Raw genomic sequence first — 19765 nt, 5'->3', positions numbered from 1 at the left:
GAATTATTCGTCCGGTTCCAGCAGCTTGTGTATGTGGACGACAACATACTTCATTTCAGCATCGTCAACGGTGCGCTGTGCCTGTCCGCGCCATGCCTCAACCGCGTCGTCATAATTACTGAAAACGCCGACCACGTGAATGCTTTCAGGGTCCTGAAATTCATGCGACCTAGGGTCTTTGACCCGGCCACCCATAACAAGGTGCAGGCGCTGCTTGGTTTCGAGTTCCGCCATGATTATTCCTGTTCGCTATAGCAATTGCGGCGCCCAATAAACGACTATGCCGTGGAGGCAAGTGCGTGAGGGCAACGAATTCCTATTCCTGATCGGAATTCTGCTCGATCAGTTCCTGACCTTTTGCCAATCCAACCTCGCTCTTCGCGTGATGGGCCTTCTCATACATCGCCACCGCGAAACCAATCGCAACATCTGTTGCCAATCGGGTAAACAAGCCACCAGCGGCGGCGGCCTTTCTTCCACGGCGCGTAAAGCTACCCAGCGCAAGCCCCAGTGCCAGTGCTCCGCCGATCACTACGACAGGGTTTTGTTTCGCGTATTGGAATGCCGCGCTTGCAGCATCTGAAGCGATATCTTCGGGCGAGCGATCACCGAAACGCGCTTGAGCGGCAGCGATCCGTTCTTTCAGAGCCTCTCTCTTTTGTTCACGCGTCATTATCGACCTCCGTTGAGGTTGCCTCGTTGTCTGAAGCAAGCAAAGCTGCGACTGGCTTCCATGCCAATGCAATTGCGAGAACTCCTGCTGCCCCTGCAGCGGCAGCGGCAATTACCTTGGCCGGCAGGCCCAGCTTGTCCAACTTGTCAATCGCAGGCTCGCCTAAACTATCGGCCAATTGCGACCCGATCCGTTGGCCTGACAATCCCTGGCGTACCTGCGCGATTTGCGCTGCCACAATTGATCGTGCAGCGCCACGGATCGCCTTGTCTTCCTTTAGCTGTTGTTTCAGATCAGCCATTCTCATCTTCGTCCGAAGTGCTGTCGAAGACTTCGCCGATTTCACGCGTTGAATTGCGTACACGAAGCGCCAGCAAATAGGCCCCGATCAATAATAAGCTTACAACAATGGCGGTCGCACCAAATGCTGTGACATATGGTGTCAGAGCGATCACCATACCAACAACCAGCGCAATTAACGCGAGATGCAAGAAGCCAAATGCCATTAGCCCTGAGAATAGGGCAGACTTGCTGCGGTTGGCCGCAAAAGCCAAGCGCGTCTTCTGAAAGCCAATTTCGGCCTGAAATAGCGTTTTGCCGTCTTCCGCCAAAGCTGTGAGGTCATCAACAATAGAAGATCGCGTAGGCGCAGAATCATTGTCGCCGCGAACCGCAGCGTCCAATTCCTCATCCACTTCGGCCGGGCTACGTTGAGCCCGATCCGGATCATCCATAGTCAGCCCCTTCCGTGCGGCGTCTTACTTGCTCCCACGGAATAGACGAGCGATGATGAATCCTGCAATAGCCGCAATACCAAGTGCAGTACCGGGGCTCTTGCGAACGAATTCCCGGGCATCGTCACCGATCTCATCGATGCTCTTGGACTCCAGCTTTGCCGAAGCTTCCTGAAGGCTGCGCGAGGCCTTGCGGGCGTAGTCACCGTATTGCTCACCGACCTTCTCGTCGATCTGAGGTGCAGCGTCTGCCACGATCTTTCCAAATGAAGACAATGCATCGCTTGCGCGTGCCTTACCCTCTACCGCCAGATCGCCAGCTTTAGCCTTGGCTTCCTGTCCGTAGTTCTTTGCTTCTGCCACGAGGTCGGTTCCTTTCTCACGGGCTTGATTGCGATATACGTCGGCACGCTCGCCGGCTTCCGCCTTCAGCGCGGCAGCACCTGCCTTCGCTTCATCAAGCGCGGCATTGAAGCGCGATTTTGCCTCGGCCGTATGGCTCTGAGGCGCTGCGGCCTTGGTTGATTTCTTCGCTGCCGGCTTTTTGGCGGCAGTTTTGCGGGTCTTGGTCTTGCTGGTCTCTGCCATGATCCGTCCTTTGCCTGTTAGTTTGTTCAATTTCGGCCTGAATACGTCTGCCGAGGTTACTAAATTTTCAACGCTGCTTGCGCGCTGGTGTTCCGCGCAATACAGCGCTGATGCACTCCATATGGTGGTGTTTTACCCGATTACAACAGTCCGATCCAGGAGCCTGAAAATGACTACCATTATCGATCTTCACGGCCGTGAAATTCTTGATAGCCGAGGTAACCCGACCGTGGAAGTCGACGTCCTTTTGGAAGATGGCAGTTTCGGTCGGGCAGCCGTGCCGTCAGGCGCTTCGACCGGTGCACACGAAGCAGTCGAACTACGCGATGGCGACAAGAGGCGCTACAAAGGCAAAGGTGTCCTGAAAGCGGTTGATGCCGTAAACACCGAGATCGCAGACACCATCCTTGGTTTCGACGCAGAAGATCAACGCGACGTTGATATGGCAATGATCGAACTTGATGGCACGCCGAACAAGGGTCGGATCGGTGCGAACGCCATTCTGGGCACCAGCCTTGCCGTGGCCAAAGCAGCTGCCAATGCACGCGGCCTTCCGCTTTATTCCTATCTTGGCGGTGTTGCGACACATGTTCTGCCCGTTCCGATGATGAATATTATCAACGGGGGCGAGCATGCCGACAATCCGATCGATATTCAGGAATTTATGATCATGCCGGTAGGCGCCGAAAGTTTGGCCGAAGCGGTTCGTTGGGGTAGCGAAGTGTTCCACACCTTGAAATCAGGCTTGTCGGCAAAAGGCCTGGCAACAAGCGTCGGTGACGAAGGCGGTTTTGCTCCAGATCTTGCCAGCACGCGGGCGGCATTGGATTTCATAATGGCGTCGATCGAAGAGGCTGGATTCAAACCTGGCGCTGACATTGTGTTGGCACTCGATTGCGCAGCCACCGAATTCTACAGGGATGGCAAGTACGAGATTTCCGGCGAAGGCCTGAGCTTGGACGGTAACGGGATGGCTGAATATCTCGCTAAACTTTGCGATGACTATCCAATCAAATCGATTGAAGACGGGATGAGTGAAGACGATTTTGAAGGATGGAAGGCTGTGACCGATGCCATCGGAAATAAGGTTCAGCTCGTTGGCGATGATCTTTTTGTGACCAATCCTTCACGCTTGTCTGACGGGATTGCGCAAGGTTTGGCGAATTCGCTGTTGGTCAAGGTCAATCAGATCGGTACCCTTACTGAAACGCTGGCGGCCGTCGATATGGCCCATCGCGCCAGCTACACCTCTGTGATGAGTCACCGCTCCGGCGAGACGGAAGATTCGACTATTGCCGATTTGGCTGTGGCGACTAATTGCGGGCAGATTAAAACAGGCTCGCTTGCCCGGTCAGACAGGCTGGCCAAGTATAATCAGTTGATCAGGATCGAAGAAGAGTTGGGTGCCAACGCGGTTTATGCGGGTACAGCCTGTTTTGGCCGCCTGAGCTGATCAACCGGCGAAACGTTCCTGAATCTTGAGTAGGGCGAGCGCTGCTACGGCAGCCTCGCCACCCTTATTCTTTTGAGCGGGGTCCGCACGGACAAGTGCCTGCTCCTCGTTCTCAACGGTCAGAATGCCATTGCCGATTGCAATGCCGTCCATAGTCAGCGCCATAATCGCGCGTGCACTCTCTCCGGCCACAATCTCGAAGTGATAGGTTTCACCGCGGATTACCACGCCAATCGCAACGAACCCATCATATTGATCGCTCTCAAGCGCGAGGGCGATAGCACCCGGTATCTCGAGCGCTCCTGGGACGGTTAGAACTTCCACTTCGTGACCTGCAGCTTCGATGGCGGCTCTTGCGCCGCGAATGAGCATATCATTCAAGTGTCCGTAGAAACGGGCTTCGACTATCAGGATTTTGGCCATTTATCGGGTCACTCCGGGATGGGCATGTGATCTACGATATTCAGGCCATAACCTTCGATCGCGACAACATTAGGTTGGGAATTGCTCAAAAGGATCATGTCATGGATCTTCAAGTCCGCAAGGATTTGTGAGCCGATGCCCACATTCCTAAGTTCGTCTTCCTCGCTATAATTGTTTGTGGCAGGACGATCGCGGAGCACAACGATCACGCCGGAGCCGTGTTTGCCGACCGCTTCCATAGAGCGTTGCAGAACACGCTTGCGCTCTCCCGGCTGGCCAAGAACATCGTCGAGCACCGAAACCGGATGTACACGGGCGAGGGTGGGCTCACCGGGCACGACGTGTCCCTTTTGCAAGACCAATGCCTCGCTGCCATCAACGGTGTTCCGGTAGGTAATCAGACGCCACTGACCGCCGTAATCAGACTCAAAGCTCCGTTCGCTGACACGTTCAACCAGATGGTCATTGCGGCGGCGATATTCGATCAGGTCGCGGATTGTGCCGATCTTGAGGTCATGCTTTCGGGCAAAACCGATCAAGTCGTCCAACCGTGCCATACTGCCATCTTCATTCATGATCTCGCAGATCACACCTGACGGGTTCAAGCCAGCGAGCCGAGAGATGTCGACCGCTGCTTCGGTATGGCCAGCGCGCACTAGCACCCCGCCATCCCTGGCTGTCAACGGGAAGACATGCCCTGGTTTTACGATATCATTGGGTCCCTTGGTCGCATCAATCGCCACTGATACAGTTCGAGCGCGATCAGCTGCTGAAATACCGGTTGTCACCCCTTCCTTCGCTTCGATTGAGATCGTGAAAGCGGTCTGCATGCTTTCAGAATTATTCGCTGTCATTTGCTCAAGGCCAAGCGCTTCAACGCGCTTGCGGCTAAGAGCAAGGCAAATCAATCCGCGACCGTGTGTGGCCATGAAGTTGATGGCGTTCGGTGTCGCCATTTGAGCAGGGATGATGAGATCGCCTTCGTTCTCGCGATCTTCGTCATCTACCAAAATGTACATACGGCCGTTCCGCGCTTCGTCGATGATCTCTTCGATTCCGACGAGTGCAGGGCGGTCATCATTACCTGTGAGGAAGTTCTCCAGTTTCGAGAGGGTCTCTGCAGTTGGATTCCAACTGGCTTCCGCGCAATCCCGCAACGTGTTGGCATGCAGACCGGCAGCTCTGGCCAGACCAGCGCGGGACATCTCGCCCGATGATATGAGATCGCGTACGCGTGTGATTGTAGATGTGCTCATAAGCCAGCGATATCACATTGTGATGTGATTTCAAGCTAGAAAAGTGCTTATCTAAAGCATCTAAACACATAGAAATGTGTTCTTGGCCTAAAGAGAGGATGATCTAACGGCTTGGGCGGAGAAAATGGTGGACGCACTAGGGTTCGAACCTAGGACCCGCTGATTAAGAGTCAGCTGCTCTACCAACTGAGCTATGCGTCCACTTTGTTCAGATAACGACGCGCGTTCTGCGCGGTTCCGAATCGGAAGAGGCGCTCATATAGCGCTGCTGCTTGGAATTGAAAGCCTTTGTTACTCGATTGAGTTGGTCAATGCAGACCGCGCCGGGGTGCCTCTCTGTTCCAGCGGTTGACCATCATAAGTAATCCTACGCAGATCATGTTGGTCAGCATGGAAGAACCGCCATGGCTCATCCATGGCAGCGGAATGCCTACAACAGGCGCCAATCCCATGACCATCATCAGATTGATCGCGATGTAGAAGAATACTGTCGCCGTTGCTCCACCAGCCAGCAGCATGGCGAACCGATCGTTAGACGCCCGCGCAACTCGCCAACCCCAGCGCAATATCAAGCTGAACATCACGATGACGAACAAGCCGCCGATTAGTCCCCATTCCTCAGCCATGGTTGCAAAAACAAAGTCTGTGTGAGGCTCAGGAAGGTAGTCCAGATGACTTTGCGAGCCTTGATTGAAGCCTTTGCCTGTCAAGCCGCCTGACCCGATTGCGATTTTCGACTGGGTAATGTGGTAACCCGCCCCAAGCGGATCACTTTCCGGGTCCATAAATGTCGTCACGCGCCGCTGCTGATATTCTTGAAGGCCGAAGAAGAAGGCGAGGGGTGCTAAAACAGCGGCGATCGCACCACCGATAGCAAACCACCGGACCGGGAGGCCTGCCAACAGCATCACTATCGCACCGCCGAATGCAATTGCGAGCGACGTTCCCAGATCTGGCTGCAATAAAACCAACGACATCGGCATGGCGATCAAAGCGCCGGGTAGAACCAGAGCCTGCCAGTTTCCGACCATTCCCGGTGGCAGCGAAGAATAGAATCGCGCAAGCGCCAGAACCACAACCGGCTTCATGATTTCAGACGGTTGCAATCGCATGAACCCCAGATCAAGCCACCGCTGACTACCTCCACCAATCGCTCCAACGACCTCGACTGCAAGAAGCATCAAAAGCACCGTAACGTATGCCGGGTAAGTCAGGAATTTCACAAGTGGCTGCGGAAGCGATGCTATTATTGCTGCCATGACCATGAAAACTGTGAACCTGACAATATGCGATGCGGCGAATGGTTGTATCGCACCACCCGCGGCGGAATAAAGTACCGCTGCCCCAAACAGGACCAGCGTCAGCAAAGGGATCAACATTTCCCACGGTTGGCGAGCAATCGGAGCGGGAATGAGCGAATTGTTGCTGGTCTTTCCGAACCGGTTCATCACTCAATCTCCGCTGCTGGATCAAGCGATGTACCCGGTGGTGTCGTCCCGACAGCGGTTTGGTCTTCACGCGGTATAATGGCGTCATCAGCAATGGTTTCGGACTGGGCCGCTGCAATCCGTGCCTCAGCGTCGACACGGGCAAAAATATCTTCATCGCGGCGCGGTGGCTTTAAAAGTGCCTCCCCGCGCTCGGCAGCATAAGCGGCATAGCGGGCTTCAAGCCGCTCATGTGCCGTTCCGCCCCATTGTTGTTCGAGAGCCTGCAAGGCTTCGAGGCCTTTCTGCGGATCGAACATGAATGTCATCACGTCACGCGCTATTGGGTATGCGGCTCCCGATCCACCACCGTGTTCGATTACTACAGCGCCGGCATAGCGTGGATTTTCGAATGGTGCGAAAAAGACGAACAGCCCGTGGTCACGATATTTCCAGGGACCAGAACGCCCGTCGGATACACTTAAGGACACGACTTGCGCTGTTCCTGTCTTGCCGGCCAACTGTACTCCCGGAATCGGCAACTGGGCCCGGCGGGCCGTGCCGGCACCGTTTACCACTTCGTTCATTGCGCTTCGGATGTATTGGATTTCCTGACCGCCGAAATTGTAGGAACTGAAGGTCTCAGTTGCGCCGTTCAGGACCAACCTTGGGTTGATGCGCTGCCCTGTTGCGAGCCGCGCAGTCATCACCGCCAATTGCAGCGGGCTTGTAAGGTAGTATCCTTGGCCGATTGAGGCATTGACCGTGTCATACGGCTGCCATTCCCGACCAAACTTGTCGAGCTTCCATTCAGACGTCGGGACGGTTCCAAAAAACTGGCTTGTCACAGGAAGAGGGTATTGCTGGCCAAGACCAAGATCTTTTGCCAGGATTGCGAGGTTGTCGAAGCCGACCTGCTGCGCGAAGTGATAGAAATAGCTATCGCAACTTTGAGCGATCGCCTTTGTCATGTTCACGACGCCGTGATTGCTATGGCATCGAAAAAAACGATTCCCGATGCGTCTGCCTCCGCCGCAAACGATCGTTTCTTCAGGATCGACCCCCTGCTTCAGGAACGACATGCAGTGCATGGGTTTGACCGTTGACCCGGGCGGGTAAAGTCCTTTCAGGACCTTGTTTCTGAGCGGAACCCGCTCGTCATCCCGCAGCATTGAATACTCGATGCTGCCAATGCCATCCGAAAAGCTGTTTGGGTCGAAGCTAGGCATCGATGCCATGCACAACAGATCGCCAGTGAGGCAGTCCATCACAACGACTGACCCGCTTTCCAACCCAATACGCCTTGCCGCATAGTCTTGCAGAGGACCGTCGATTGTTAGTCGAACTGCATCGCCCTGGATATCTTCGCGGGTTTCAAGATCGCGCACGATCCGCCCGGATGCAGTTACCTCTACACGGCGTGCACCGGGCACCCCGCGAAGTGTTTGTTCAAATTGTTTCTCGAGACCGTCTTTCCCGATCTTGTAACCGGGAGTAATGAGCAGCGGATTTCGATCCAGCTCGTATTCCTCTGCCGAAGCGGGACCAACATAACCAATCAAATGCCCTACACTCGACGCCGTGGGATAGTACCGCGAAAAGCCGCGTTGTGGCACAACCCCTTGCAGATCGGGTAAGCGGACACTGACGGCTGCAAATGCTTCGTAGTCAAGCCCGCTTGCTATCTCGATCGGGCGAAATTTACGCGAATTCTCAACCTTGGATTTTAAGTCGCTGATGCGATCAGCCTCCAGGCCCAGCAGCTCTCCAATACGATCGATCGTCGCGTTCGGATCACTCATCCGCTCTGGTATAATATCAACACGAAAGTCAGCGCGGTTTGACGCCAACGGTGCCCCGTTGCGATCCAATATCCATCCGCGTCTTGGCGGAATGAGGGTCAAATTGACACGATTGCTCTCGGCTTCTGTCCGATACCTTTCGTTCTCCCCAATCGACAGGTAGGCCATTCGCGCGGCCAAGAGCACACCGATCCCCCCCATTGCTGTGCTGATTACAAAGCTACGTCGATCGAAGGTATTCCTCAGCTTCGTCGGGTTTAGGTTAATCCGCGTGCCGCGCTGGACCATCAGCGAACTTCCCTGATGCGGATAAGGCGAAAACGATCAAGCAGTGCGACCATGGCCGCGATAATGGGGTACAGCGCCATGGACAGCAAGAGTTGCGGCGTGCTCGCTACAAGAAGCGGTAAACTCAAAGTAGCTCCTGAAACGGCAATAGATAGAATGACGTAGGACCCGGCCGCAATTGCACTGGCCATCCAATCTTGCAGGAAGCCCCGCCACGGGAAACGCGCTTCGATCCATTCAAAGATAAGCATGGTGAGTGACCACAAAAGAATGGCGCTTCCGAAAGGTTGCCCGCTCACGAGATCATCGAATGCACCGAGCGGGAAACCAACCCAGCTTGGCAATGTCCCCGGCCGCATCAATCGCCATGCCACGAGCAGCAAGTAACCAAATGGCGGAAGCAAGGGCATGCTGGCTGTTACAAAAAATGTCGGCAGCCACGACGCGATAATGATTGAGCCGTATAGTACCGCCCCTGCAAGCAATGGCGAAGGTTCGCGATTGATCTGTCGGCGGAATTGAGTACGCTTACGACCTATTTGTAATTCACTCCGGATCATTCGCCTGCACCAGTTTCCCCTAACACTCGATCGGGCGATTCTTGTGCAGCAACAATGGTTTCGGCTTCGGAAAACTTCTCTACACGCACGAAATCTGCGCCAGCAGGGTCTGCGATCATTCTGGCGAGTCCTCCGTCACCGGTGATTTCGTGAACCACCGCAACAGCCAGACCGGGTTTGAAATAGCCTCCAGCACCGCTGGTAACGAATACATCACCAACTTCGATGGGATTGATGCCTAAATTGATCAGTCGAATGCGGATCAGTCCGTCGCCGCGGCCTTCGGCGAAGGCGATCAAGTCGTCCTGCGCGCGCCTGACCGGGATTACACTCTCACTGTCTGTGAGCAGCAGAACACGTGAAGTAGACGAAGCCGTCTCCAGGACCCGCCCAAGAATGCCGCGCTCCGATCGAACCGGCATGCCGACTTGCACTCCGTCAGCTGTTCCCGCACCGATATAGCCAAACCGGCGCGCGCTTACTGCGCTGGAACCGATGATACGGGTTACGGTAACGGGCTCGCCATCATCTTCAGCCAAATTCAACAGTGCCTTGAGCCGAGCGTTCTCTTGCTTGACCGCTTCCAACTCTTCCATTCTGATCCGGGAGATTTCCAGCTCATCACGCAGCTCGACGTTCTGATTACCTGCATTCCAATATGCAGCAATGTGATCAAACACAGTTGCGCTGCCATCGCGCGATGCTGAGACGACCCGTCCACCTGGCTCTCCGGCATTCCCCGCCATGCCACGAAGCGATCCGAAAGAACTTGTCTGTAAAAGCGAAATGCCCAGAAATACAGCGCCAATGGCCGCGCCAACCGAAGCGATCACGTAAGCGGTGAAACGTGAATATTGCGCCTTGCGCGAATGGCCAGAGCGCCGGGACGAAGGCGGCGCCATGACCTAAGCTGTCAGCAGAACGCCGCGATAGATCGGGTCCTCCATCGCACGCCCTGTCCCTATCGCCACGCAAGAAAGCGGATCTTCCGCAATGCTAACCGGGAGGCCTGTTTCTTCACGAAGGTGCTCGTCAAGCTTCCGGATCAGCGCACCGCCGCCCGTAAGAACGATACCTTGATCAACGATATCAGCCGCAAGTTCCGGAGCAGTATTTTCAAGCGCGATGCGAACGCCTTCCACAATTGCGCCAATCGGTTCAGAAAGAGCCTCAGCGATATGTGCCTGGTTGATTGTAATCTCTTTAGGCACCCCATTCACGAGATCCCGGCCTTTGAGCGTAAACGTCTCGCCAACACCGTCTTCAGGTACGATTGCGATTCCGTAGTCCTTCTTGATCCGCTCCGCAGTTGTTTCACCGATCAGCAGGTTGTGATGTCGGCGAACGTAAGAGACGATCGCCTCGTCCATCTTGTCACCGCCGGTACGGACTGACGTGGTGTAGGCTAGACCGCGAAGCGAGAGCACAGCGACCTCCGTCGTACCGCCGCCGATATCGACAACCATTGAACCGACGGGTTCAGTTACCGGCATATCCGCGCCAATGGCCGCTGCCATCGGTTCGAGAATGAGATACACCTCCGCTGCGCCCGCATTGGACGCTGCATCGCGAATTGCGCGTTTCTCTACCGAGGTTGCGCCTGAAGGGACACAGATGGTGATCTCAGGGTAACGAAACAGAGTGCGCTTGCCATGAACCTTGCGGATGAAATGCTCGATCATCTTCTCGGCAACTTCAATGTCAGCGATAACACCATCACGAAGCGGCCGAACTGCCTTGATCGTATCTGGTGTTTTACCCATCATCATCTTTGCATCATCACCAACGGCCTTGACCCGTTCGATGCCGTTGATTGTCTCAATCGCGACAACCGATGGTTCATCAAGGATAATGCCCTGATCCTCGACATAGACCAGCGTATTGGCTGTACCCAGATCGATAGCCATGTTGTGTGAACCGAATTTCAGAAGATTGGAAAAGAAGCTCATTTGACCGTGCAATTCGTGTGTGCGGATCGCTTTGGCAACCCCCGCGGCGCCTCCCCTGCGATCACAATTTGACAGGATTGAGACGGTCTACTGCAACGCGGCTAAAAAGGCCAAAAAATTTGTTCGATCCACACAGGATTTTCCACCGCTGGCCTCGAATTTGCAGCGCTTGATCGCTAGCTTGGCAAAATGCCGTCAATTCGTCGCCTTCCCGAGAGCCTGATCAACCGCATTGCGGCAGGTGAAGTGGTGGAACGACCTGCAGCTGCGCTCAAGGAATTGGTCGAAAATGCAATTGATGCTGGCGCGAGTCGGATCGACATAAAACTGGTCGAAGGCGGGCTGGGCAAGATCGAAGTTGCCGATGACGGCTGCGGAATGAGCCCCGGGGAGATGTCCATCGCACTCGAGCGCCACGCCACATCCAAGCTGCCCGATGAAGCGATCGAGCTTGTCTCAACGCTTGGGTTTCGCGGTGAGGCGCTGCCGTCGATCGCCAGCGTCGCGCAATTCACAATTGAGAGCCACGTCAGGGGGGAGGCTGACGGATGGCGGAGAGTTGTCGATCACGGGGAGGTCATAGAAGAAGGGCCTGCTGCGCTTCCACCGGGCACTCGCGTTAGAGTGGAACAGCTCTTCGCTAAAGTCCCTGCGCGGCGCAAATTCCTGCGTACGCCGCGCAGTGAATACGCCGCCTGTCTGGATGTGGTGCGCAGGCTGGCCATGGCGCGGCCGGATATCGCGATTTCACTGACGCATGGGGAGCGTCGGATATTCGGACTTCAGACCGATGAGCCGCTGGCAGATCGCGTCTCCGGCATCATCGCGCGCGAACTTAAGGACAACAGCGTCAAGATCGATCTGAAGCGGCCAAGTCAGTCTGGTGTGATGAGGCTAACTGGGATTGCAGGTTTGCCGACCTACAATCGCGGTGTAGCAGATCACCAGTATCTTTTCGTCAATGGTCGTCCAGTGAAGGACCGCTTGCTCGTCGGGGCTGTGCGCGGTGCCTATGCTGATATGCTCGCCCGCGACCGGCATGCGGTTCTGGCGCTGTTTCTTGAGCTCCCACCCGAAGACGTCGACGTAAACGTTCACCCGGCCAAGACTGAGGTGCGCTTTCGTGATGCCAATAGCGTACGCGGGTTCATCGTTTCAGGGCTTCGGCAAGCACTCGGGACCGGTGACAGACGGAGCGCGCAAGGACCGGATCGCGGCGCAATGGAGCGCTGGCAACAAGAACCTGTTTCTGGTGCAGAGCCTTCACCGGCGTTGCGGTCAATCTTCGAGGGGCGCGATTGGACTGCACGCAGCACGCGCGTTAGCGAGGCGGGCCAGGCCTATCGCACGTACGAAGGTGAGGTTATGGCGCGAGATGACTATGCGCCGCAGGGCAGGGTGACCGAGGCTGATGAGCACGATGCACCCAAAGACTTCCCGCTTGGTATTGCGCGTGGGCAGGTCGCCAACACCTATATCGTCGCAGAAGCTGCCGACGGACTGGTTTTGGTCGATCAGCATGCGGCGCATGAACGGCTTGTGCTGGAGAGATTACGTGCAGCGGGAGCAGGTGATGCAGTGGCGCGTTCGCAAGCGCTACTTGTACCCGATGTTGTCGAACTGGACGAAGTTGATTGCGACCGGCTTGAAGAAGCGGCCCAAGGTTTTGCGAAGTTTGGCCTGGTGATTGAACGCTTTGGGCCGGCTGCAATGCTGGTCCGCGCGATGCCGCATTCCCTTCGCAAGGGTGATCCACGGGCACTGCTTACCGATTTGGCGGATGACATCGCCAAGCATGGGCAGGCGCTATTGCTTGAGGAAAAGCTCGAGCATGTGCTTGCGACCATGGCATGTCATGGATCAGTGCGGGCAGGGCGCGTGCTTCGGGTTGAGGAGATGAATGCCCTGCTACGCGAGATGGAGCGCACGCCGCGCTCAGGCCAGTGCAATCACGGCCGCCCCACGTGGGTGAAACTGAGCATGGAAGATGTCGAAAGGCTGTTTGGGCGGCACTAGCCTTCGATCGGCGCATCTGGATCGCGAACAGCGATTAGCCCGTTTGAGGTCATTTCCAGCACGACTTCGTCGTTCTGATTGAAGACTTGCGCACGGCTCTTGAAGATACCCATTTCGCGCCTCGATTTGCTGCGGCGTTTTTCGGTCACTTCGCTTTCGACGCGCAAAGTATCGCCGGGATAAACCGGCTTTTTCCACATCAGTTGGTCGACACCGGGCGAGCCAAGGCCTGCCTGTTGCACGTTCTTCATGTTCTCAACCATCATCGCCATGGTCATGGCGCAGGTGTGCCAACCGCTGGCGGAAACACGCCCGAAATGTGTTTTGGCGGCTGTTTCATCGTCGAGATGAAAGGCTTGGGGATCGTACTTGCTGGCAAACTCGATCACTTCCTCGCGCGTTACTTCGTACCGACCGAATGACGCACGCTTCCCGATCTCGAGGTCTTCGTAATAGATCATCCGGAGCGCCTCACACGTTGAATTTGAACAGCATTACGTCACCATCCTGGACAAGGTATTCCTTGCCCTCCTGTCGCATTTTGCCCGCTTCCTTCGCACCCGCTTCACCGTTCAGCGCGATGTAGTCGTCATAGGCAATCGTCTCGGCGCGGATGAACCCCTTCTCGAAATCCGTGTGAATTTCACCAGCGGCTTGAGGGGCCTTCGCACCTTTCGGGAATGTCCATGCGCGAGATTCCTTCGGCCCTGCGGTGAAAAAGGTTTGCAGGCCAAGTAGTTCATATCCAGCCTTGATCACGCGTGCGAGGCCGCTTTCGGAAAGGCCCAAGGCTTCAAGATACTCCGCACGATCTTCCATCGGCATGGCGACCAACTCAGCTTCGATTGCAGCCGAAACCACCACAGCTTGCGCGCCTTCGGCCTCGGCCTTGGCAAACACCTTTGCGGATAATTCATTGCCGTCAGCCGCATCTTCTTCGGCCACGTTGCACACGTAAAGGACCGGTTTTGCCGTCAGCAGTTGCGCCTGCGCAAAGACCCGCGCCTCTTCTTCGTCGTTGGGTTCGGTGAGCCGTGCTGGCTTGCCGTCGCGCAGGAGCTCTAGTGCTTGCCCAAGAACAGAAGCCATGATCTTGGCTTCCTTATCCCCGCCAGTTGCGCGCTTTTGCGCGTTTGGCACACGTTTCTCCAAGCTCTCCAAGTCAGCCAGCATCAGCTCAGTCTCAACCACTTCAGCGTCGGCGAGCGGATCGACTTTGTTTGCAACATGCTGGATGTCATCATCCTCGAAGCAACGTAGTACGTGCACGATGGCATCAACCTCGCGGATATTACCGAGGAACTGGTTGCCGAGGCCTTCGCCTTGGCTCGCACCTTTGACGAGGCCGGCGATGTCGACAAACGCAAGCTGTGTCGGGATCACCTTCGCGCTCTTGGCGATTGCAGCGATCTTATCGAGACGTTCGTCAGGAACTGCTACCTGACCGACGTTCGGCTCAATCGTGCAAAATGGATAGTTCGCAGCCTGAGCAGCCTGCGTTTCAGTCAATGCATTAAAGAGGGTCGATTTGCCGACGTTTGGCAAACCGACGATCCCGCAACGGAAACCCATCGCAAAACTCCGGTTATCTTGAATTTTCGGGCGCCTTAGCGGGTAAGCGCGCCGCAGGGAAGCGTGATGCTCGACAGATTTCGCGAAGCTGCTAACTCTTGGTCTAACAACTGGGGGAATACGATGCGCAAACTCATCCTATCTGCTTTGCTGGCGACCGCTATGCCTCTGGGCCCGCTAAGCGCACAGGAAACTCTGGTGCCGGTTGCTGCCGATACAGAAGATGGGACGATTACTCTAACCATGCCGGCTCCTGATGAAGACGGTGTAGCAGGACGTTATCTTTATGTAGCGCAGATAGAAACCGGTGTAGGCTCGGCTGCGACTGGTGTAGATCGCGGTGCACCATTGCGAACGGGAATTCTGCGGTTCCGACGCGTTGGCAAGAAAGTGGTGGCTGAGCTTGAGAATACCAAGTTCATTGCACCCAATGGTTCGCAGGCTCAACAGGACTCGATCGCAAATAGTTTCTCCAATGCGACAATGTGGGTCGGAGATATCAAAGATACGTCTGATGACGGCAGCTTCAGCTTCGATTTCGCGCCATTCCTGGCCAAGGACCATTTCGGATTCGCGGAGCAGCTGGGTGAAGGGTATGCGCTCCAAGGTGAGTATTCCTTGGCAGACCCGGCGAGAGTGAAGGCTTTCCCGGAAAATGTCGAGTTCTCGGCATTGCTGAGTTTCACGTCTAAGAAGCCGAACCCATCGCTGCGTAACGTATCGCCGAATGGTAGCGATATTTCTCTGTGGGTGCGCCATTCTTTGGTCGACTTACCCGATGATCAGATGCCGCGCCGCACCGATCCATACGGCTTCGCTTTTACAACGCCGACCTATGACTTTTCCGCTCCCCTGGGCCAATCGATGCTGGTGCAATTGGCAGAGCGTCACCGTCTGGAAAAGGTAGACCCTGATGCAGAGCGCAGTCCGGTCAAGGAACCCATTGTCTATTATGTCGACGGTGCCGCGCCGGAGCCTGTACGGCAAGCGCTGATAGACGGTGTTGGTTGGTGGGCAGAGGCATTCGAGGATGCGGGCTTTATCGACGCATTCCGCGTCGAAGTACTGCCCGCTGATGTTGATCCATTCGATATGCGCTATAACGTTGTCAATTGGGTCAACCGCGCAACACGGGGTTGGTCATACGGCCCAAGCATCGTCGACCCGCGTACAGGCGAGATTCTCAAGGGCAGCGTCATGCTCGGCTCGCTACGAGTGCGGCAAGACATCATGATCTTTCAGGCTCTGATGGGGGCGGGGCTGACCGATACCGGTGATCCGAACGATCCGGTACCCGTGGCGCTCGCGCGAATTCGTCAGCTGGGGGCCCATGAAGTTGGCCATACTTTGGGGTTGGCGCACAACTTCGCCGCCAGCACACAGGATCGCTACTCGGTAATGGATTACCCTGCGCCGCGGGTGGAACTGGTCGATGGCAAGCTCTCGATCGCCAATGCCTATGGCGTGGGCGTGGGCGAGTGGGACAAGTTCGCGATCCGATATCTCTATGCCGCCAAGACTGACGAAGAAGCGCGCGCAATGGTCCAGGAAGCGCAGGCGAGGGGCCTCAGGTTCGTCTCCAACGCAGATACTGATGGCACTGGTGCTGCGAACCCGCACGGCGGCCTTTGGGACGACGGGATAGATCCTGTTGCTGAGCTCAATCGAGTGCTGGATGTTCGAAAGGCCGCCTTGGCAAGGTTCGATATCGACGCCGTGCCGGCCGGGCAGGATCTGGCCAGCCTTCGGCGCGCCTTCGTTCCTATCTGGCTGCTCCATCGCTACCAGGCGGAGGCGAGCGCGAAACTGTTGGGCGGAGTCTATACACCAATCGGGCTTTCAGGTGACGATGTAGAGGTCAAGCCCGTGCCCGCAAATCAGCAAACGGCCGCCCTCGACAGCCTGATGCATGCGCTGTCGGTAGAAGCATTGACCGTGCCACAACAACTGCGCCCCGTCCTTTCATACGGCCCGCGCACGACCGGCGACTATGCAACGGCAATTGAAATCATGCCAACAGCCGGTGGATCGGTGTTTGATCCGATGCGCGCAGCTGAGATCGGTGCTGTCTCTGTCTTGGAAAACCTGCTCGCACCGGAACGCCTGAATCGGCTCGATATCCAGCAGGCAAGCGGGATCTCAGCTCCCGATGTAGATCGCGTTCTGAGTCGATTGATCTCTCACGCCAACACTTCAGCAGCCGACAGCGCGTTGGGCCGACGCATTGCCACTACCATCGCGCTTTCGCTGGCAAAGGTTTCGCGCGACAATGCCCTTTCGCGTGCCTTGGCCATGCAGGTTGACGGCCGATTGGCAGCCTGGACAAAGGAACTGAGTGGCAGCCGCGCGAGTGGTGCAGCAGGAGACTGGGCGAGGGGGCTCGGCTCACTCCTATCCGATCGTCAGGCGCTTGATACAGCGATCAGGAACAAAGCGCTGTTGCCTGACGTGCCTCCTGGCAGTCCGATCTGATTCGTCAGACGTTGTGCACGTCCTTGATCCATGGACCGAAGCCTGACTGTCCCAGCCAATCGACCTGAACCTTCGCGGTTAGCTCATTGATCGGGACCTGCGGCTTGTTGCCCGGATGAACCGCCTTTCGCAGCGGGCGTGTGCCCGGCGGCATCGCGATGATTTCGGCAATTGCATTGGGGACATCCATCGGATCTGCGGTACGACGTGTCCCATCTTCCTCGCCCATGCGCGCCACAAGTTGCGGGTAGGCGGCACGCTCGTCAAAATTCAGTCGCTCTTTCAATTCATTTGCCAACCTGTTGCGGTTGACCCAGACCTTGGTGGGATAGCCACCGGGCTCGATCACGCAGACCTCGACGCCATGCGGGACCAACTCGTAGGCCATAGCTTCACTCATTGCTTCGAGCGCAAATTTGGTTGGCGAATAATGTCCCGCTGAAGGTACGATCACCCGCCCAAGTTGAGAGGAAATGTTAAATATCAAACCACCCTTGGCGCGGCGCATCGCGGGCAGGGCAGCGCGCGACATACGGTGGGGGCCATAGACATTGGTATCGAAAATCAGCTGTGTCGCCTGCATGTCCTGAAGCTCGATCGGGCCGGCATAACCGATGCCTGCATTATTGATCAGCACGTCAATCGCGCCGCCTGCGATCTCTTCAGCTTTGGCTACACCCGATGAAACTTGCTCATCAGACATAACATCGATCTCGATGACATGCAGATCGAGGCCTTCGGTTTCCGCAAGCGTCTCCAGCTCTTCGGCTTCCGGTCTAGGCATATTCCGCATCGTTGCGAACACCGTCGCGCCCTTGCGCGCAAAATCTTCTGCCATCAAGCGTCCGAAACCGGATGAACACCCAGTCACAAGAATATTCTTGCCCTGAAGATCAATATCTGCGGCAATTTGGTCTGGCTGAGCGAGCGATGCGGTCGCTGCGAAAGTTCCAACTGCTGCGCCACCGGCAAGAAGGCCGCGACGGGAAATATGGCTCATGATCTACTCTCCAGTTTCGACAGCCACCGATCAAGTTGTCGTGGAGTCTTGAAACGCAGGATGCTTGCTTCCGATCCCTGGATCAAGTTTTCGGTCCGCGGTCGAGCGTGCTTGTTCCAGTTCGCAATGTACCAGAAGAAGTCCAGATCGAACCTCTCGGGGCAATCTTCAGCCATTTCCGGTCGTGATCGCCCGCGGTAAAGCCACACTCGTTTTGCTGCTCGCCAAAGGCACAGGGTGATTGGGTAGTCCAAGTAAACAACGGTATCGGCGCGCTTAAGGCGTGCTTCCATCGTGCTGCCATAATTGCCATCGATCAGCCAGCAATCGCTCGCAACAATCGGTGCCAAGGCAGCGCGCAATTCATCTTTGGATCCTTCTACCCACCCGGCACTCCAATGGAGTTTGTCGAGGTGATAGATTGGCAGGTCTAGCGCAGACGCGATCCGATGAGATGCCGTGCTCTTGCCAGCTCCGCATGGGCCAATGACCAAAACTCTTTGCATAGCATCAGCCGTTCATGCGCAACGCGTAGTCGCTCATAAACCGTGCATCATCTCCCTTCGCCAGCCATTCGGCTTCGCTGCCGATCGCTCCCAGCATCTCAACCAAGTCATCCTGTTCGGCCTTGGCGTAGTTGCCCAAGACATGTCCATGGACCCGTTCCTTGTGCCCGGGGTGACCAATCCCGATCCGCACACGGCGGAAATCGGCTCCCACATGCTGAATGGTTGAACGAATTCCGTTATGCCCGGCTGCACCGCCTCCGCGCTTTACCTTGATCTTGAACGGCTCGAGATCCAGTTCGTCATAGAATACGGTCAGGTCTTGAGGGCCAAGCTTGTAGTAACGCAGCGCTTCCCCGATCGAGCGCCCGCTTTCATTCATGAAAGTCGCAGGTTTCAGGAGTAGGACCTTGTATGCGCCAATCCGCCCTTCCTGCACCCAACCTTGAAACTTCTTCTGAACTGGACCGAAACCGTGCATTTCAGCCAGGACGTCACACGCCATGAAGCCGACATTATGCCGGTTCATCGCATAGCGCGGTCCAGGATTTCCGAGGCCAGCCCAAATTTGCATGGCTGGGGCGTTAGATAGTTTTCTTGTAGCGCTCAAGCATCGGAGTGAACTGGTAACAGGCGAGAATCCAGCACAGCTGCCGTGCGATGCTGCGTGATACGCTGGGCATTCGGATCAGAGGCAAATGCAAGGAAGTCCTGCTTGCTCGCTTGCTTTACCAGCATCACGAAGTCCCACCCCTCATGCTCTGGTCCGATAAGATATTCGCGTGCGTTCCCAGAGAAGATAACCTCACCACCGGTCGCATTCAGCAAAGGCTCTATCTCGGCCATGTAGATGGCGTAAGATTCTTTACCACTGATTGGGGTATCAGGCGTCAGTTCAGGCGCATGTTCGTAATCAGCTATATCTCTGAACTTCAGCAAATTCAGCATGAAGACAGGACCGTTACCGTCATTTGAGGAGAAGAAGCGAGCGCCCTGCGCTTGCGATACCTCTACGAAGTTTTCTGTTTGTGACATATTGTGACCCG

21 protein-coding genes and 1 tRNA gene are annotated in these 19765 nt (G+C 55.9%); 3 read left to right on the top strand and 19 right to left on the bottom strand.

The features are described 5' to 3' along the window. Nucleotides 1-3: 3 nt before the first annotated feature. From A6F69_RS08545 to A6F69_RS08525, 5 genes are all read right to left on the bottom strand, one after another. Nucleotides 4-234: a DUF4170 domain-containing protein gene (locus A6F69_RS08545; protein WP_067599889.1), complete on the bottom strand. Its 231-nt coding sequence runs from the start codon at nucleotides 232-234 to the stop codon at nucleotides 4-6. An 82-nt stretch (nucleotides 235-316) separates the two neighbouring features. Further along, nucleotides 317-673: a hypothetical protein gene (locus tag A6F69_RS08540; RefSeq protein ID WP_067599886.1), complete on the bottom strand. Its 357-nt coding sequence runs from the start codon at nucleotides 671-673 to the stop codon at nucleotides 317-319. Next, nucleotides 663-974, bottom strand: a complete 312-nt coding sequence (locus tag A6F69_RS08535; protein ID WP_067599883.1) for a hypothetical protein — start codon at nucleotides 972-974, stop codon at nucleotides 663-665. The genes A6F69_RS08540 and A6F69_RS08535 overlap by 11 nt, the downstream gene beginning before the upstream one ends. Beyond that, a complete protein-coding gene (locus tag A6F69_RS08530; RefSeq protein WP_067599880.1) occupies nucleotides 967-1407 on the bottom strand; it encodes a phage holin family protein in 441 nt (146 codons plus the stop codon). The genes A6F69_RS08535 and A6F69_RS08530 overlap by 8 nt, the downstream gene beginning before the upstream one ends. Before the next feature lie 24 nt (nucleotides 1408-1431). Continuing rightward, nucleotides 1432-2025, bottom strand: coding sequence for a hypothetical protein (locus A6F69_RS08525; protein ID WP_245638219.1), 594 nt, complete (start codon nucleotides 2023-2025; stop codon nucleotides 1432-1434). Between the two features lie 139 nt (nucleotides 2026-2164). On the opposite strand from A6F69_RS08525, the gene eno reads away from it, so the two are divergent. Continuing rightward, a complete protein-coding gene (gene eno / locus A6F69_RS08520) occupies nucleotides 2165-3448 on the top strand; it encodes a phosphopyruvate hydratase (protein ID WP_067602843.1) in 1284 nt (427 codons plus the stop codon). On the opposite strand, the gene ribH is transcribed toward eno, so the two are convergent. From ribH to A6F69_RS08480, 8 genes are all read right to left on the bottom strand, one after another. Next, nucleotides 3449-3871, bottom strand: a complete 423-nt coding sequence (ribH, locus tag A6F69_RS08515) for a 6,7-dimethyl-8-ribityllumazine synthase (protein WP_067599875.1) — start codon at nucleotides 3869-3871, stop codon at nucleotides 3449-3451. Nucleotides 3872-3879: 8 nt separating this feature from the next. Beyond that, nucleotides 3880-5127 (bottom strand): 3,4-dihydroxy-2-butanone-4-phosphate synthase, encoded by a 1248-nt coding sequence (ribB, locus tag A6F69_RS08510; RefSeq protein ID WP_067599872.1) that lies wholly within the window; start codon nucleotides 5125-5127, stop codon nucleotides 3880-3882. Between the two features lie 125 nt (nucleotides 5128-5252). Continuing rightward, nucleotides 5253-5328: transfer RNA gene (locus A6F69_RS08505), tRNA-Lys, on the bottom strand. A 107-nt stretch (nucleotides 5329-5435) separates the two neighbouring features. Next, complete coding sequence (gene rodA / locus A6F69_RS08500) at nucleotides 5436-6575, bottom strand: rod shape-determining protein RodA (RefSeq protein ID WP_067599869.1); 1140 nt, start codon at nucleotides 6573-6575, stop codon at nucleotides 5436-5438. After that, nucleotides 6575-8644: a penicillin-binding protein 2 gene (mrdA, locus tag A6F69_RS08495; RefSeq protein ID WP_067599866.1), complete on the bottom strand. Its 2070-nt coding sequence runs from the start codon at nucleotides 8642-8644 to the stop codon at nucleotides 6575-6577. The genes rodA and mrdA overlap by 1 nt, the downstream gene beginning before the upstream one ends. Then, nucleotides 8644-9204 carry a rod shape-determining protein MreD gene (gene mreD / locus A6F69_RS08490; RefSeq protein ID WP_067599863.1) on the bottom strand — a complete coding sequence of 187 codons (561 nt, stop codon included), beginning with the start codon at nucleotides 9202-9204 and terminating at the stop codon, nucleotides 8644-8646. Before mreD ends, mrdA begins: the two co-directional genes overlap by 1 nt. Next, on the bottom strand, nucleotides 9201-10106 hold the full coding sequence (gene mreC / locus A6F69_RS08485; protein ID WP_067599860.1) for a rod shape-determining protein MreC: 906 nt from the start codon (nucleotides 10104-10106) through the stop codon (nucleotides 9201-9203). Before mreC ends, mreD begins: the two co-directional genes overlap by 4 nt. A gap of 3 nt (nucleotides 10107-10109) precedes the next feature. Continuing rightward, nucleotides 10110-11153, bottom strand: a complete 1044-nt coding sequence (locus tag A6F69_RS08480; protein ID WP_067599857.1) for a rod shape-determining protein — start codon at nucleotides 11151-11153, stop codon at nucleotides 10110-10112. A gap of 189 nt (nucleotides 11154-11342) precedes the next feature. On the opposite strand from A6F69_RS08480, the gene mutL reads away from it, so the two are divergent. Beyond that, nucleotides 11343-13169 (top strand): DNA mismatch repair endonuclease MutL, encoded by a 1827-nt coding sequence (mutL, locus tag A6F69_RS08475; protein WP_067599854.1) that lies wholly within the window; start codon nucleotides 11343-11345, stop codon nucleotides 13167-13169. Here the strand turns inward: mutL and A6F69_RS08470 are convergent. Together A6F69_RS08470 and ychF are read right to left on the bottom strand one after the other, a co-directional pair. Then, a complete protein-coding gene (locus A6F69_RS08470) occupies nucleotides 13166-13630 on the bottom strand; it encodes a MaoC family dehydratase (RefSeq protein ID WP_067599851.1) in 465 nt (154 codons plus the stop codon). The genes mutL and A6F69_RS08470 overlap by 4 nt on opposite strands. Before the next feature lie 10 nt (nucleotides 13631-13640). After that, nucleotides 13641-14741, bottom strand: a complete 1101-nt coding sequence (gene ychF / locus A6F69_RS08465; RefSeq protein WP_067599848.1) for a redox-regulated ATPase YchF — start codon at nucleotides 14739-14741, stop codon at nucleotides 13641-13643. 123 nt (nucleotides 14742-14864) lie between these two features. Here ychF and A6F69_RS08460 point away from each other — a divergent pair, with 123 nt between their 5' ends. Then, on the top strand, nucleotides 14865-17213 hold the full coding sequence (locus A6F69_RS08460) for a zinc-dependent metalloprotease (RefSeq protein WP_067599845.1): 2349 nt from the start codon (nucleotides 14865-14867) through the stop codon (nucleotides 17211-17213). 4 nt (nucleotides 17214-17217) lie between these two features. Here the strand turns inward: A6F69_RS08460 and A6F69_RS08455 are convergent, their stop codons facing one another. From A6F69_RS08455 to A6F69_RS08440, 4 genes are all read right to left on the bottom strand, one after another. Beyond that, the gene (locus A6F69_RS08455; protein WP_067599842.1) at nucleotides 17218-18213 is read right to left on the bottom strand and encodes an SDR family oxidoreductase; all 996 of its coding nucleotides are present in this window, start codon (nucleotides 18211-18213) and stop codon (nucleotides 17218-17220) included. Next, nucleotides 18210-18563 carry a P-loop NTPase family protein gene (locus tag A6F69_RS08450; protein WP_245638218.1) on the bottom strand — a complete coding sequence of 118 codons (354 nt, stop codon included), beginning with the start codon at nucleotides 18561-18563 and terminating at the stop codon, nucleotides 18210-18212. Before A6F69_RS08450 ends, A6F69_RS08455 begins: the two co-directional genes overlap by 4 nt. A gap of 160 nt (nucleotides 18564-18723) precedes the next feature. Then, on the bottom strand, nucleotides 18724-19293 hold the full coding sequence (gene pth, locus A6F69_RS08445; protein ID WP_067599836.1) for an aminoacyl-tRNA hydrolase: 570 nt from the start codon (nucleotides 19291-19293) through the stop codon (nucleotides 18724-18726). A gap of 32 nt (nucleotides 19294-19325) precedes the next feature. Continuing rightward, nucleotides 19326-19754, bottom strand: a complete 429-nt coding sequence (locus A6F69_RS08440) for a DUF1330 domain-containing protein (RefSeq protein WP_067599833.1) — start codon at nucleotides 19752-19754, stop codon at nucleotides 19326-19328. Nucleotides 19755-19765: the final 11 nt, after the last annotated feature.

Source organism: Altererythrobacter ishigakiensis, from assembly GCF_001663155.1.
GTDB classification, from domain to species: Bacteria; Pseudomonadota; Alphaproteobacteria; order Sphingomonadales; family Sphingomonadaceae; genus Erythrobacter; species Erythrobacter ishigakiensis.
The sequence above is the reverse complement of the archived record's forward strand: the minus strand, read 5'-3'. Positions and strand labels throughout refer to the sequence as shown.